The following is a 14,756-nucleotide window of genomic DNA, read 5'->3' on the forward strand; positions in this document are numbered from 1 at the left end:
TTACGCTCTTCCGGTACTGCCGATACCACCACGATTTTCATTGCCTAATGTATCCGTCTCTTCAAAATGAATAACCGGCTGGTGTTTCTGGATACGGAACTGGCAGATGCGGTCATTGACATTGATCTCTGTATCACGCATTGCAAGTGCCGGCATCATCCACACATCATCATCTCCGCAATAACTTTCATCCACGACACCCATATGGTTCGTCTGAATGATTCCAAAATTCCTATAGGTAGAACTTCTCGGTACGATGACCGCCTCATATCCTGCCGGAAGCTGCATGGATACTCCAAGTTTTATCAGCTTAAATTCGCCTTTTTTTAATACAACATGCTCTGCTGACCGAAGATCGATCCAGTCACTTTTTCCGTCAATATAAGTAAGTTTTTCTATCTCATCTGAATGATATTTAATCCTGATTGTCTGCTGTTCCATTTTTACTCCTGTCTATTCTGCCCACTCTAAACTGCTGTGTTCTTCCCTGCGGTCACGCAGCATCAGCTCGCGCACTGCATCTTTTGCCGTTTTATCGTCAAACAGAACATGATTGATCTCCTCAATGATCGGCATATCTACTTCGTATTTTCTTGCAAGCGCAATGGCTGCTTTCGCAGAGTAAACACCCTCAACAACCATCTTTACTTCATCCATCGCCTGCTTCATCGTGTAACCCTGTCCCATCAGCATACCGGCTTTACGGTTTCTTGAATGTTTACTCTCACAGGTTACAATCAGATCACCGATGCCGGTAAGTCCGTTTAACGTCTCAGCATTTGCCCCCATCTTAATTGCAAGTCTGCTGATTTCAAAAATACCGCGTGTGATCAAAGCTGCCTTGGTATTGTCTCCATACCCAAGTCCATCTGCCATTCCTGCTGCAAGCGCGATCACATTTTTCAAAGATCCGCCAAGCTCCATTCCAAGGACATCCGGGCTTGTGTATACACGGAATACTTCGTTCATAAAGATATCCTGCACACCCTCAGCCACAGATTTTTTTCTTGCACCGGCAACCACCGTGGTAGGAAGTCCGATTCCGACCTCCTCAGCATGGCTTGGTCCACACATTACTGCTACATCTGCGGCAGGAATCTCCTGCTCTACAATATCAGAAAGTGTCATAAGCGTGTCTTCCTCAATCCCTTTTGCCACACAGACGATCACCTGTCCCTTTTTCACGAAAGGAGTCATAGATTTCGCTGTGCTTCTTGTAAAAACAGAAGGTACTGCAAGGATCAGATAATCTTTTCCTTCGATCGCTTCTTTTAAATCTGTTGTAAACGTAATATCTTCCGGCAATTTTACTCCCGGAAGTTTATCCACATGCTCATGTTTTTCACGGAGCATCTGTATCTCCTGCTCCACGATTGACCAGACTGTCACATCATTGCCATTTGTATGTAATACCAGAGAAAGTGCTGTACCCCAGCTTCCTGCACCAATAACCGCTGTCTTTGACATGCCGATTCCTCCTAATTTTTTTTCATTCCAAATTTGTTTTCTGTTCCAGTAAGCAGACGCTTAATATTGGCTTTGTGTCTCCATAATGCCATCGCTGTAAAACATGCGCTGACTATGTAAAACTCCGGCAGATATACAGCATCCACATGCAGATATCCCATATGTCCAAAAATAAGCACCTGGATCAGATAACTTGTAACCACAAGAATCGAACCTAACGATACATATCTTGTAATTGCGATCGATCCGATAAAAAGGATCAGACAGATTGGTGCTGCAAGCGGGCATACGGCAAGTATCATACCGGATGTGCACGCGATTCCCTTTCCGCCCTTAAACTTCAGATAAAACGGAAAGTTATGTCCTAAAACTGCTCCAAATCCTGCATAAAGTTCTAATATTTTGACCGCATCCGGATATTTTCCAATAAAAATGAACCGGATCAAGAGCACAGCAAAAATAGCTTTGAACAGATCTCCCAGAAACGTGATAAGACCCGCTTTCCAGCCTAACACACGAAGCGTATTCGTCGTTCCGGCATTGCCGCTTCCCTGTGTCCGAATATCAACGCCATGCTTTTCTCCATAAATATATCCTGTCTGGAATAATCCAAAACAATACCCCACTGCCACTGCTATGATTCTTGCCCCAAGCATTACTGTTCTTCCTTCCTCTCACGAATGATAAATTTTAACGCTGTTCCACGGAATCCAAACGTATCACGGATACGGTTTTCTAAATAACGTGTATAGGAAAAATGCATCAGTTCTTTGTCATTGACAAAAATAACAAACGTAGGCGGTTTTACTGCAACCTGTGTGGTATAGTAGATCTTTAAACGTTTTCCCTTGTCTGAAGGCGGCTGCTGCATTGCCACTGCCTCTGCAACAATTTCATTTAATACACCGGTTGCTATACGCATGCTGTTATTCTCGATGACAAGATCGATCATATCAAACAGTTTATTTAAACGCTGTCCTGATTTTGCAGAGATAAATAAGATCTCCGCATATGGCATAAAACTTAAGATCTGACGGATCTTCTCTGTGTGGCGGTAGATCGTCTTATCGTCTTTTTCAATGGCATCCCATTTATTGACTGCAATGATAATGCCTTTTCCTCTTTCATGGGCAATACCTGCGATCTTTGCATCCTGCTCTGTCACACCCTCAGTCGCATCGATCACAATGATGCATACATCAGCACGTTCCACTGCAGTCACTGCACGGATGATACTGTATCGCTCTATTTCTTCTTTAATCTTATTCTTGCGTCTGAGTCCTGCCGTGTCAATAAACACATATTCTTTTCCATTGTAACGGATATCCGTATCGATCGCATCACGTGTCGTTCCTGCGATATCGGATACGATCACACGATCCTCCTGTGCAAGTTTATTGATCAGGGATGACTTTCCTACATTCGGTTTTCCGATGATTGCAACTTTCGGTCTCTCATCCTCAGCCTCGTCCTTATTATATTCCGGGAAATTTTTAACCACCTCATCAAGCATATCTCCAAGACCTAACATGGAGGATGCTGAGATTGGATATGGATCCCCGATACCCAGATTATAAAACTCATACACATCCGGCATGAATTTTTCAAAGCTGTCCACTTTATTGACAACTAAAACGACCGGCTTTCCCGAACGGCGCAGCATATCTGCCACCTTGGCATCTGAATCCTGAAGCCCCTGTCTTACATCTGTCAGGAAGATGATCACATCCGCAGTTGCGATTGCAATCTCTGCCTGCTCACGCATCTGGGATAAAATAATATCTTTACTGTCCGGCTCAATACCACCGGTATCGATCATGGTAAAATGATAATCCAGCCAAGTCACATCTGCATAAATCCTGTCTCTGGTCACTCCCGGCGTATCTTTTACGATGGAAATCCGCTCGCCTGCAAGCACGTTAAACAACGTTGATTTTCCAACATTCGGGCGACCTACGATTGCCACTACAGGTTTACTCATAATTTTCTGTACTCCTTTTATCTTCAAATCTCATACACTCATGAGCGGTTAAAACCATGCTCTGAACACTATTTTGATTTTACAATATCCTGTGGTTCTTGTAAAGATATTTTCCTCATCGGACTTTTCAGCATGACCCATTCACTTATTCTGCCACACCTGTATTTTTCTGAATCTCCTCAAGCTCATTATAATTGTACAGATGCCAGGTATCATTTATCACACCCATCTTTTTTAACACTCTTATCGTATTCACACACTTTGGGCCAACCTGAATATAACAGCTGCCGGATGCATCACCAACCATAACATTATTATTTCTCATATTCCTGTAATCCATATAATTATAATAATAATCCCATGTCTGGTAACCATTCCCTTTTCCATAATAGGAAAGTGAAAGCGAATTGGTATAGATGCTTTCCTGTTCATCTTTATAAACCGCAGGAAGCTGATAAGCATCAAAATTGCCCTCTTTTACATCCTGTTCAATGGCTTCTTTGAGAATGTTGCTCTCGTCCCTTGAAAACGTATATACATCAGACTCACCCCTGCCATTATAAACAGTCAGATAACCGGAATAATAATCATTTTCCTTATATCCATCGCCCAGAACCTGTTTCATCAGATTATCCTGATCTGCCTCTAAAGCAGCCAGCTTATATGCAACGGATTTTTTATCTTTTAATGCCGTATCGGTAACAGAAACCGGATATCTCCGCTCAAACATAGAGCCATCCTTCATATAATAACGGAATGTTGTATAATAATAATTTTTTTCTTTTTTATATACAGATAAATATTCATCCTTACTATCAACGCACTGTTGTTGTAACTTCAATATCTCAGGTATCTGTTCTTTTGAAATGTAGATCGGATAATCCATATTCACAAATGCCGCCTCAATCTCAGATGCATCCGGAATACGGCGCTCAATGCCAAATACATCGATACGGAAACATCCTAACAGGATCAGGACTGCTGCTGCAAAGCCAACCCATTCCATAATTCTTTTTTTGCACAATACCCGAAAACTTTTCTGCAGAACCATTTCCGCTGCCAGAAAACAGATACTGCCAAAAACAAGCATAAGAATGAAAAGACAGATAAACTCATTCATTTTGATATACTCTAATAACAATGCCGATACTGCAAGTGCGATCAGTCCGCCGCCACATATACCGGACAACCAGCGGAATACCGGTTTTAGAATGGAAATGCTGACCACATCTCCCGCCGTCTCAACCTTATGTCTTTTATATAAAACATATGCAAGAACCGTAATCACAACTGCAGCCACCGCATAAGCCGCTACAATTTTCCCACCACTGATCGTAACACCGACTGCCTGTACATAATCTTTATCATACTCTATGCCCATCGACAGATTACGGAACAGATAGTCAAGCGGAGATAAAATACTCGACGGATTATATGACCATGTATCTGATACCCCATAACAGATCAGACTCGAAATATTCTGTATCATCTTTGTACCGCCGATCCACAGATAATTGACCGCAAGGTAATAAAATGGCATGGCAAAAATATTTCCGGTGAGCATGGCAACAAATACTGCAAGCGAATATGCAAAAAATGATATTCCTGCGATATCTATAAACCAGTAAAATACATACTGTATACAGTTAATCTGATTCGCCAGACATACTAACACGCCTGCAATAAAAGCGAGCAGCTCCGGGACAAACAGAAACACAAATCCTGACACATAATTTGTGATATAAAGTTCCCGTCTGTCCACCGGCAATGAATGTATCATATTTGCATTGCGTGGATTATATAAATAGGAAAATACTGCAAGTGCAGCCACCGCTGCCGCAACAAAAACAGGTATCACCGATCCCGCACCTGACAGCATGGAACCAACAACATAGTACTGTTTATGTTCAAACGGCATATTTCCAATATAATTATTTTCAACATTCGCATAAATCAATCCGATGCTGACCGGCACCACCATGATCAGATAGCAAAGATATACCACCCAGATCGGCCAGTAATGTGTAAGATTCTTTCGAAATATCGTCATATTAAAAGAGGATGTCTTTGACTTCATAATCAGCACCTCCCATCTCGTAAATAAAGATTTCTTCCAATGTCAGTGGAAGCACATCCACGATCAGCGGATTTGTTTCGGCCAGTGCTCTTTTGGCATCTTCCGGATTTCCCTTTACGATCAGTGTATATACACGTCCTGTATTAGACATATGAAGGACTTCAAATTCTTCCGGTAGTTTCGGCACACCGCTCTGACATGCGACCTGGATCTTTGACACATTTCCCTGCAGATCACTTAAGGATCGTTCGATCATGATTTTTCCCTGATGCATAATACCAACATGGTCACAGACATCCTCCAGCTCTCTTAAATTGTGGGATGATACCAGTACTGTCATCTGATTTTCTGCAACTTCTGACATGATAATGCTCCAGATCTGTCTGCGCATGACCGGATCAAGTCCGTCCACAGGTTCATCTAAGATCATAAACTCCGGTTTTGCACAGATCGCAAGCCAGAAAGCAACCTGTTTCTGCATTCCTTTCGACAGTCGTCTGATACTTCTTTTTACGTCGATATTCGGGAAAAACTCCTGCATACGGTAAAAAAGTTTTTCATCAAATGCAGGATAAATTCCCTGATAAAAACGTTTCATTTCCATCGTGTCTGCCTGCATAAAATAAAATATTTCATCCGGAATATAGGAAAATTTTGCTTTTACTTTTTTATTTTCATATACAGGTTCTCCTGCAATTAAAACTTCACCCGCATCCGGTTTATATACCCCTGTAATATGGCGGATCAATGTTGATTTACCCGCTCCGTTTGGTCCGACCAGTCCGTATATCGCACCTTTTTCCACATGCATATCCACACCTTTCAATGCACGAAATCCCTCAAAGGACTTTTCCAAATGACTTACCTGTATCATTGGTCCACCTTCCCTTCTGCCAGATTATCCATACGTTCGACCAATTCCTTTTCCTTTACAGACAAAAAGAATAGTTCTTCCACAATCTCATCAAATTCCGTCAATAACTCTTTCGCTCTCGCATCATATACTTCTTTTCGTTCTGCAACAAAAGTTCCTTTTCCAGTGACCGTATAGATATAACCTTCACTTTCCAGATCCCGATAGGCTTTCTGTATCGTGTTCGGGTTAATGGCAAGCTTTGCCGCAAGTTCCCGGACTGATGGCAGTTTTTCATCTGCAGAAAGAGAATTTGATATTACAAGTTTTCTGAGTCCATCCTTGATCTGTTCATAGATCGGTTTGGAATCACGATAATTTAACTGTATCAATCAGATACCCCCTGTCCGTACTAACCGTACTATTTTCTATCATACGGTCACTATAACACGGGGCATCTGCTGATACAATAAAGATAATCCTATGATATTATGAAGATATTATGAAGATTTTATGAAGCCTGCAGCCTGTTATCCTAAAAAAATACAACCTTTTGTCATCTGTGCCTGACTAACCCAGATATGCACGCAGTAACTCAAATGTGTTTTTCACACCATCCTTATGGCTTCTCTCATATCCATGGGATGCGTATACACCCGCACCGATCAGACCATGGCGCACATCATAGCCTGCTGTCAGTGCCACATCTGCATCTGAGCCATAGTATGGGTAAACATCCACGGCAAAATCAATATCGTTGTCTTTCGCTGCTTTGATCAGTCCTGTAACAACATCATAATTGTAAGGTCCCCTGCTGTCTTTTGCACAGATAGATACCTGTGTTTCCCTGCAGGAGAGTCCATCTCCCACACAGCCCATATCCACGGAGATCACTTCTGTCACACCCTCCGGGATAGATGCTGCACCGCCATGTCCGACTTCCTCATAGACTGTGATATGCTGGTATATCATGCGCTCTGTCGTGATATTTTCTTCTTTTAAATATTTTGCATATCCAAGTAAAATACCGACGCTTAATTTGTCATCCAGAAAACGGCTCTTGATATAACCTGTCTTTGTGACCGTAGTGCGCGGATCAAAGCATACAAAATCACCTGCCATGATACCTAATTTCTCTGTTTCTTCTTTAGACGCTGTTTTCTCGTCAAGCACGATCTCCATCTCATCCCAGCTTCGTTTGGTATCACTGTAATCCCCGTTCACATGGACAGAAGCGTTAGAAAGCTGGCAGGTTCCCTCAAAAATACCGGCAAATCTACTTGCCACACGACAGTTTTCTGCCTCCGCATTGTTTGCATTCATGCCACCGATCGGAGATACCTTTAGTCTTCCGTTTGACTTGATCTCTGTTACGATCGCACCGAGTGTATCAATATGTGCCTCTAACATCACTGCATTGTCTTTCTCTTTACCTCCTAATGCGACAAGAACGCCGCCTTTTACGGTAAGTTCCGGCTCATATCCTAACGCACGGTATTCGTCTAAGACAAAATCTGCCACCTCTTTGGTGTAGCCTGACGGACTGTCGATCGCAAGGATCTTTTTTGTTTCTTCCACGATATAATCAACGTAATTTTTCTTTTCCATTTTTAATCTCCATTTCTGTGCTGTCCTCCAGCGCATCTTAAGTTTGTGCGCCAGCACAAATCTTACGTGTGAAAAATATATTTTTCACACTAATCTCCATTCTTTTCTTTCAGATAAATAAATCCTCCAAGATTTCCCCTTTTTCCATGGCTGGCACGGTGGGAAAATAACAGATCCGGATTACAGCAGGTACAGATATTTGTAACTGCGATCTTTTCCTTTAAAACACCTGCCTCTGTCAGGACGATCTCATTCGCCTTCCAAAGATCAAGCTGATACTTGCCATTTTTCTTATCCAGAAGGATTTCATCCGTATGACCGGGGAATGCTTCCTTAAAAGCATCTGCAACATCCTCACTGACCTCATAGCAATCCTGACATATAGACGGACCGATGGCACAGACTAAATCTTCTGCCTCAGTGCCAAATTCACGCTTCATTGCTGTGATCGTGGCTGCCCCCATTCTTCCAACGGTTCCCTTCCAGCCGGAATGGCTCATTCCGATTGCCCGGTGCACCGTATCCACAAAATATAACGGCACACAGTCCGCATAAAAAGTTGAGAGCACAAGTCCCGGCTCATCTGTGATCAGACCATCGATATCCTTATAATCTCTCTCTTTTGCAATACCTTTTCCGGCATCCTCAGCCGTCACTCTTTTTATATTTGTCGTGTGTGTCTGGTCTGTAAAAACAAACTTTGAAATATCTGTTTTCATCGCACCGGCAAGTCTTTTAAAATTTTCCCGTACAGCCGCTTCCTCGTCTCCGCGCGTAAAACTTAAATTCAGGGATTCATAAATTCCTTTACTTACACCACCACATCTTGTGGTAAAACAGTGCTCTACGATTCCGTTCTGCTCAAGCAGAGGATATTTAAGGAGCGGTAGTCCTGCCCCCGCTCCACTTTCACACCATACTTCTTCTAATACAACGTCATTATTTTTCTTTTTAAAACTCACACTGTCATCCTTCCCATTCTAAAGATATCCCTGATACTCAAATGCATTCTTTATGAGTTCCACCTCATCACCAGATACAGCTGCAACATCAAAGCGGCACGGCGTATCCATTCCACAGCCATGTGTCAGCAGATAATAGGATGCGACCTTGCTGATCGTGCGCTGTTTTTTTGGTGTTACTGCCTCTGCCGGACGTCCACACCTGCTGTTCCTACGATATTTCACTTCAATAAACACAAGGTATCCCTGATCTTTTGCAATGATGTCGATTTCTCCCATGCGACAGCGAAAATTATACTGCAGGATCTCATATCCTTTTGTTTGTAAATATTCTCCCGCTGTTTTCTCATATGCAGCCCCCACTGCACGTTTATTTACTTTCTCCGTAGTTTATCCCCCATTGTTCCGCTATTTTATTTTACATTTTCCATCCTGTAAAAACAAGACCTGATCACAGTAATCCTGCCCTGCTTAATTTTGCTTTCATTTTATCCATATCATCTACAAACACCAGGATTTCTGCCACAACATCATAAAGTTCCGGCGGTATCGTATCACCGATCTGAAGTTTTGAGAGAGTTTCTGCCAATTTATTATCCTGATAAAACGGCACATCATTTTCTTTCGCTTTTTCAATGATACGCTCTGCAACTTCTCCTTTTCCCGCTGCTAATATCTTCGGTGCCGCATCACCCGGCTCATATGCTACCGCCACTGCAGTTTTCTGTTTTTTCCCCTGTTCTTTATTTTTTCCATCAAACCACATAACTAACTGCCTCCTGCGCTGCTTATGCACGTACATCAAACGAATATCTGTGAACCATTCCCATCTGTGGCATATCTTTCTGCAGAAAATCTTCTACAAATTCAACCTTTTTTTCTTCTTTTGACATCGTAATGCTGCAATGATACCCTTTCTGTGCCAGTCTCTTTTCTAACACCGGAAGATGCTTTTCGATCAGATCATAGGACGCATCATCTGCAATATAAAAATTTGTCTTTACATTTTTGTCCTTCATGCGGATAGAAACATCCGTGGAACCTAAATTATCAAGATCTAAATGCAAAAAAGCGGTCAGTTCTGCTTCCGGATCATTCAGATTCTTTTTATTGGTGTACACATACAAATCCCCGGATGCATTCTGTCCCGACAATTTTAGTGGAAGCTGTACATAAGTATACACCTGATTGATCTGGTTCATAAATTCCACATTGCTGCGGATGTCTGCTGCCGTCTGTACAAAAGAGTTCTGTGTGACTCCGGCAGCTTTCATTACATTTTCCATCTGTTTCATCTGGTGATCTAAACGTTCATAAAGTTCACTGACCTTAGATGTTTCTTTTAACTGTTCCGGTTCAAGCAGCCACTGTTTTTGGGCACGGTTCTTTAAGATCGCAGCAAATTCCTTACTTCCGAACAGTTTGGTCATTCCTGCAAATCCATACTCCCGGTTCTGTCCTAACGCATCCCGGAGTGTATTTAAAAAATCTTCTGCCGTCATGGACTGTTTTAAATTTACTTCCGGTTCTGTCACTGTCTGCGCTAATTCTAATGTCTTCTTCCCCGCATCCTCTCCTGACATTGTATCCACAAACACATCTTCCTCTGCATTCATCTCAAAAAGATCTGTATTGCCGGTCAGCGTCGGGATATTCTGCAGTAAACGTTTTAAATGATCCAGACCATTCTGATCTAAGATCTGCTCTAACGTGTCCGTCTGCATCTGCGTATTTTTTAATGATGCATTTTCTGCTCCTGACTCTGCAGTTCCCATTGAAAGCAGATCTTTTGCAGTCTGCTGCATCTGCGCTTCTCCAGCTGCTGTTTGATTCTGAATCTGATCTGCAGCGGTCTCTGTATTTATGTTGCCACCGGCATTTACTGTTGCGCCTGCTTGTATATTTCCATCTGCATTTATGGCTGTGCCTGCCTGTAGATTGCCATCTGCATTTATAGCTGTGCCTGCCTGTAGATTGCCGTCTGCATTTATGGCTGTGCCTGCCTGTATGTTTTCTCCGGCATTTATGGCTGCTCCTGTCTGATCCTGCTGTAATCCATCCGCAGCCTGTGTGAGACTTTCTCCCTCTCCGTTTAAAATATCTAATACTTTCCCATATAATTCAAAGGACTGCTGCTCTCCTAAATCCGCATCTCCTAAAAGACGTCCGAGCTGATTCATTGCAAGATCCATTTCATCTACGATCGCATGCTGGTCAGCCATATAATTTTCAAACTGTGATGCCATCTCTGTACTGACCGGAAGTCCGATCTTTGTCATCAGAACCGCTGTATTTACATTGACATTTGGATTGCTTCCTATAACTCTTCCCATATCAAGAATACTCTGTTTATTGATCGACATCTGTTCTTTCATCATGGAATCCACCATCGTGATATTCCGCTCTGTCGCCGGAACTCCTGCGGCAGTCAGAGCATTTAACAGGATCGGATTATTGATATTGCCTGCCTGAACATAAGGACGAAGTGCGATCGTTGTCCCATCATTGGAACGGACCTGAAAAAACATAGACTCACCCGGCTGAATGGATACTTTTCCATCGAGTCTTGCTGTTATAGTCTGTCCGTTTCCGAGTGCCAGAATAACTTTGCCATTTTTGACACTGTTAACCGTTCCTTCAAACGTGCTGCCCGGCTCTAGTTCCTGCATGGATGACACAAGTTTCTGTGTTCCCTGCGCACTCATAAGTTCCTCTGTTCCGTTTTTGACATTCTGACTGTACTGCCCCAACATATCTCTGATCTGCATAACAAACCTCATTCCCATGTGCGAAAAATATATTTTCACACTACACCCGATTTCAAACGTTTACTCTATAAAATTATGGATAAAACTCCTGCGGTGGATCGGGGATGCGCCGTATTTCTTTAATGCCGCAATATGCTCCGCCGAACCATATCCTTTGTTTGACGCAAAACCATACTCCGGAAGGATCTGGTCATATTCAACCATCAGTCTGTCCCTCGTCACCTTTGCGATAATACTCGCTGCACCGATGGAAATACTCTTTGCATCTCCTTTTATGATCGGTACCTGCGGAATTGTAACTTCCGGTATCGTCACCGCATCATTTAATAATATATCGGGTGAAGGATTTAATTTACTTATAGCTTCACGCATTGCTTCATAAGTTGCCTGTAAAATATTAATCTCATCGATCCTTTGCGGCGGCACCATACCGATCCCTGTTGCGACCGCCTTCTCCATGATCTCATCATAAAGTTCCTCACGTTTTGCCGCTGTAAGTTTTTTAGAATCATTGATATATAGTATATCGCAGTCTTTGGGCAGGATCACCGCACCGGCAACGACCGGACCGGCAAGAGGTCCTCTTCCTACCTCATCTATTCCACAGATATATGCATACTCACTGTATTTTCGCTCATATTCCTGCAGATTCCAGACTCTTTTTCGCTCTTCCTCTAATTTTTGCAGGCGCTTTTTTGCCTGCTCCACAAGTTTTTTAACGCCGCTTCTCTCATCCGGCTCATAAGAAGCAATAAAAGAAGGCAGCATTGCTTCCGTTGCCGCCTTTAATTCATCTTTGATCTGTCCTATTTTTCGTTCTTCCATCTCTGACACTTCCATTTCTGCTGTCTGTATTTTGTACAATAGCTCACATATTTTACGGGTATCCCTGTGTCAGGAACCATGTTTTAGAAAACCGATTTCTGAAAACGGATAAATACGAAGCCATGCACGTCCTATGATCCTGTTTTTCGCGATCAGTCCGACTTCTTCCATACGGCTGTCCATGCTGTTATTCCGGTTATCCCCAAGCACAAAATATTCATCCGCCCCGAGATCTATCCCATCTTTTGCCAGTCCCGGATCACGCATCACTTCTTTTCCGTAAGACTCCATCAGCTTTTCGCCATTGATGTAAATAAATCCATCCTCATCGATCTGTACGTTTTCCCCCGGAAGTCCAATGATCCGCTTGATAAAATATCTGCCGTCTTCCTGTGGAAAAACAATAATATCAAACCTGTCCGGGTCATGAAAACGATAGGACAGCTTATCTACGATAAGATTATCCCCATCGGAAAGCGTCGGCTGCATGGAAACACCATTTACAACTGTACGCTGTCCCACAAAGTGAATGATCAGAAACGTGATTCCTGCCACAAGTGCAAAATACAGGATCAGTTCTAACACTGCCCTGATATCCGTCTGTCTCACCCGGCACTGTCCTCCTGCATTTTCGGACGTTCCAGTGTGATCTGTCCTAATTTTCCACTCCGGAATTCATCGATCAGAAGTGCTGCTGCTTTACTGTAGTCTAATTCGTTGCCTTTTGAGATGCACTTTCTGTTTTCTGCGATCTGTCCTAAAATTACCGGTGGTTCTGCATCCTCCTCCACACCATAACGTTCATGAAGTACGGACGGATAATCACTTAACAGTATTTTTATCAGCTCTAACGACAGCTCATCAATATTTAATATTTCATCTTTGATCGCACCGATGAGTGCTAAATAAAGTCCGACTCTCTGATCTTCGAATTTAGGCCAGAGAATCCCCGGTGTATCTAACAGTTCCACGTTTTTGTTGAGTCTGATCCACTGTTTTCCCTTTGTAACACCCGGTTTATTCCCAGTCTTTGCACACGCCTTTCCGGCATAAGAATTGATAAATGTCGATTTACCGACATTAGGAATACCGACAACCATCGCACGTACCGGACGGTTTTTGATTCCTCTTTTCCGGTCACGCTCGATTTTCTCCCTGCAGGCTTCCATCACAACATTTGTAACATCCTTCATCCCTGCCTTGCTTCTTGCATCTAAGCAGACCACAAAATAACCTTTTTCACGGAAAAAATCCGACCACTCGCGGTTTCTTCTCGTATCTGACAGATCTGATTTGTTCATCAGGATCAGTCTTGCCTTATTTTTTCCAAGTTCATCTATATCCGGGTTACGGCTTGCGAGCGGTATTCTTGCATCCACCAGCTCAATAACCAGATCGATCAGTTTTATATCTTCCTGCATCTGACGTTTTGCTTTTGTCATATGCCCTGGATACCATTGAAATTGCATATTTTCCTCCATTTCTCTGCATAAAATCTTATATTCTTATTTTTATAGAAATCCAAGTTCCGAGAACGGCGCGATCCGAAACCAGGCTTTTCCTATGATATAGTCTTTTTTTATATTTCCAATATTTGCATAACGGCTGTCCTCACTGTTATTACGGTTATCTCCCAGAACAAAATATTCATCCGGTCCAAGTGTGATCTCATCCGCCGCAAGTCCTGCATCTTCAATAGATGCAACATCCGTTTCCTCATCAAATGCTTTTCCGTTGACGTATACCGTTCCATTTTTAACCTGTATGGTATCTCCCGGAACACCTATGACACGCTTTACATAGTAATGGGATTTTCCATTTCCATTTGGCAGAAATACGATTATATCATTTGTTTTCGGATCTGTCACTTTATAAACAAAACGGTTTACTAAAATCTGGTCTCCGCCATTTAATGTCTTAGACATTGACTGTCCTACAACACTTGTCCGGAGTCCGATAAAATAAACAAAGGTAAATGCAATAAGTAATGTGAGCGCTATTTCTACTGTCCATGACAAAACTTCTTTTACTACTGTAAAATTGATCTTTTTCTTTCGTTTTCCAAAGTTTAAACCACTTTTTCTTCGTCTTACCACGTCTGTTTTCCTTTCCAAAAAATGTACTTCTATACTTTATCACAAAATGCCACACTTCGTAAACCTTATCCGTGGATAAAATCCCGTTACAGAACAAAGAGTCGCTTGCGACTCTTTCG

At 42.4% G+C, this 14,756-nt stretch carries 15 protein-coding genes and 1 pseudogene; all 16 read right to left on the minus strand.

All coding sequences use genetic code 11. The annotated features are described in order from the left end of the window. Positions 1 to 441 carry a dUTP diphosphatase gene (locus H8S51_RS13155; RefSeq protein WP_186899091.1) on the minus strand — a complete coding sequence of 147 codons (441 nt, stop codon included), beginning with the start codon at positions 439 to 441 and terminating at the stop codon, positions 1 to 3. A 12-nt stretch (positions 442 to 453) separates the two neighbouring features. Continuing rightward, positions 454 to 1,467, minus strand: coding sequence for an NAD(P)H-dependent glycerol-3-phosphate dehydrogenase (locus tag H8S51_RS13160; protein ID WP_117919544.1), 1,014 nt, complete (start codon positions 1,465 to 1,467; stop codon positions 454 to 456). A gap of 11 nt (positions 1,468 to 1,478) precedes the next feature. Further along, on the minus strand, positions 1,479 to 2,123 hold the full coding sequence (plsY, locus tag H8S51_RS13165) for a glycerol-3-phosphate 1-O-acyltransferase PlsY (RefSeq protein WP_117919542.1): 645 nt from the start codon (positions 2,121 to 2,123) through the stop codon (positions 1,479 to 1,481). Further along, on the minus strand, positions 2,123 to 3,448 hold the full coding sequence (der, locus tag H8S51_RS13170; RefSeq protein WP_186899090.1) for a ribosome biogenesis GTPase Der: 1,326 nt from the start codon (positions 3,446 to 3,448) through the stop codon (positions 2,123 to 2,125). The genes plsY and der overlap by 1 nt, the downstream gene beginning before the upstream one ends. A gap of 145 nt (positions 3,449 to 3,593) precedes the next feature. Further along, positions 3,594 to 5,525: an ABC transporter permease gene (locus tag H8S51_RS13175; RefSeq protein WP_186899089.1), complete on the minus strand. Its 1,932-nt coding sequence runs from the start codon at positions 5,523 to 5,525 to the stop codon at positions 3,594 to 3,596. Beyond that, entirely contained in the window at positions 5,500 to 6,399 is a 900-nt protein-coding gene (locus tag H8S51_RS13180) for an ABC transporter ATP-binding protein (protein WP_117919537.1), read from the minus strand. The genes H8S51_RS13175 and H8S51_RS13180 overlap by 26 nt, the downstream gene beginning before the upstream one ends. Next, positions 6,396 to 6,770: a GntR family transcriptional regulator gene (locus tag H8S51_RS13185; protein WP_006859078.1), complete on the minus strand. Its 375-nt coding sequence runs from the start codon at positions 6,768 to 6,770 to the stop codon at positions 6,396 to 6,398. Before H8S51_RS13185 ends, H8S51_RS13180 begins: the two co-directional genes overlap by 4 nt. A gap of 178 nt (positions 6,771 to 6,948) precedes the next feature. Further along, positions 6,949 to 7,986 (minus strand): M42 family metallopeptidase, encoded by a 1,038-nt coding sequence (locus H8S51_RS13190; protein ID WP_186899088.1) that lies wholly within the window; start codon positions 7,984 to 7,986, stop codon positions 6,949 to 6,951. An 89-nt stretch (positions 7,987 to 8,075) separates the two neighbouring features. Beyond that, positions 8,076 to 8,948 carry a peptidoglycan editing factor PgeF gene (gene pgeF, locus H8S51_RS13195; protein ID WP_186899087.1) on the minus strand — a complete coding sequence of 291 codons (873 nt, stop codon included), beginning with the start codon at positions 8,946 to 8,948 and terminating at the stop codon, positions 8,076 to 8,078. Positions 8,949 to 8,966: 18 nt separating this feature from the next. Then, positions 8,967 to 9,323, minus strand: a pseudogene (locus H8S51_RS13200) (YraN family protein); the annotation flags it as partial. Between the two features lie 76 nt (positions 9,324 to 9,399). After that, the gene (locus H8S51_RS13205; RefSeq protein WP_117919529.1) at positions 9,400 to 9,714 is read right to left on the minus strand and encodes an EscU/YscU/HrcU family type III secretion system export apparatus switch protein; all 315 of its coding nucleotides are present in this window, start codon (positions 9,712 to 9,714) and stop codon (positions 9,400 to 9,402) included. Positions 9,715 to 9,736: 22 nt separating this feature from the next. Beyond that, positions 9,737 to 11,716, minus strand: coding sequence for a flagellar hook-length control protein FliK (fliK, locus tag H8S51_RS13210; RefSeq protein ID WP_186899086.1), 1,980 nt, complete (start codon positions 11,714 to 11,716; stop codon positions 9,737 to 9,739). 60 nt (positions 11,717 to 11,776) lie between these two features. Next, positions 11,777 to 12,541 (minus strand): ribonuclease HII, encoded by a 765-nt coding sequence (locus H8S51_RS13215; protein WP_186899085.1) that lies wholly within the window; start codon positions 12,539 to 12,541, stop codon positions 11,777 to 11,779. Between the two features lie 69 nt (positions 12,542 to 12,610). Then, positions 12,611 to 13,150 carry a signal peptidase I gene (gene lepB, locus H8S51_RS13220; RefSeq protein ID WP_118209213.1) on the minus strand — a complete coding sequence of 180 codons (540 nt, stop codon included), beginning with the start codon at positions 13,148 to 13,150 and terminating at the stop codon, positions 12,611 to 12,613. Next, positions 13,147 to 14,010: a ribosome biogenesis GTPase YlqF gene (gene ylqF / locus H8S51_RS13225; RefSeq protein ID WP_117919523.1), complete on the minus strand. Its 864-nt coding sequence runs from the start codon at positions 14,008 to 14,010 to the stop codon at positions 13,147 to 13,149. The genes lepB (H8S51_RS13220) and ylqF overlap by 4 nt, the downstream gene beginning before the upstream one ends. Positions 14,011 to 14,052: 42 nt before the next feature. Beyond that, the gene (gene lepB / locus H8S51_RS13230; RefSeq protein ID WP_118209214.1) at positions 14,053 to 14,637 is read right to left on the minus strand and encodes a signal peptidase I; all 585 of its coding nucleotides are present in this window, start codon (positions 14,635 to 14,637) and stop codon (positions 14,053 to 14,055) included. Between the last annotated feature and the right edge of the window lie 119 nt (positions 14,638 to 14,756).

Origin of the sequence: Roseburia rectibacter (assembly GCF_014287515.2) — a bacterium.
Taxonomy (GTDB): Bacteria; Bacillota; Clostridia; order Lachnospirales; family Lachnospiraceae; genus Roseburia; species Roseburia rectibacter.

Excerpts from the sequence above, each read along its gene's own strand:
- H8S51_RS13155 (WP_186899091.1), bottom strand. The coding sequence starts at position 441 with ATGGAACAGCAGACAATCAGGATTAAATATCATTCAGATGAGATAGAA.
- fliK (WP_186899086.1), bottom strand. The coding sequence starts at position 11,716 with ATGCAGATCAGAGATATGTTGGGGCAGTACAGTCAGAATGTCAAAAAC.
- H8S51_RS13215 (WP_186899085.1), bottom strand. The coding sequence starts at position 12,541 with ATGGAAGAACGAAAAATAGGACAGATCAAAGATGAATTAAAGGCGGCA.
- ylqF (WP_117919523.1), bottom strand. The coding sequence starts at position 14,010 with ATGCAATTTCAATGGTATCCAGGGCATATGACAAAAGCAAAACGTCAG.
- H8S51_RS13175 (WP_186899089.1), bottom strand. The coding sequence starts at position 5,525 with ATGAAGTCAAAGACATCCTCTTTTAATATGACGATATTTCGAAAGAAT.
- H8S51_RS13180 (WP_117919537.1), bottom strand. The coding sequence starts at position 6,399 with ATGATACAGGTAAGTCATTTGGAAAAGTCCTTTGAGGGATTTCGTGCA.
- plsY (WP_117919542.1), bottom strand. The coding sequence starts at position 2,123 with ATGCTTGGGGCAAGAATCATAGCAGTGGCAGTGGGGTATTGTTTTGGA.
- H8S51_RS13205 (WP_117919529.1), bottom strand. The coding sequence starts at position 9,714 with ATGTGGTTTGATGGAAAAAATAAAGAACAGGGGAAAAAACAGAAAACT.
- der (WP_186899090.1), bottom strand. The coding sequence starts at position 3,448 with ATGAGTAAACCTGTAGTGGCAATCGTAGGTCGCCCGAATGTTGGAAAA.
- H8S51_RS13160 (WP_117919544.1), bottom strand. The coding sequence starts at position 1,467 with ATGTCAAAGACAGCGGTTATTGGTGCAGGAAGCTGGGGTACAGCACTT.
- H8S51_RS13190 (WP_186899088.1), bottom strand. The coding sequence starts at position 7,986 with ATGGAAAAGAAAAATTACGTTGATTATATCGTGGAAGAAACAAAAAAG.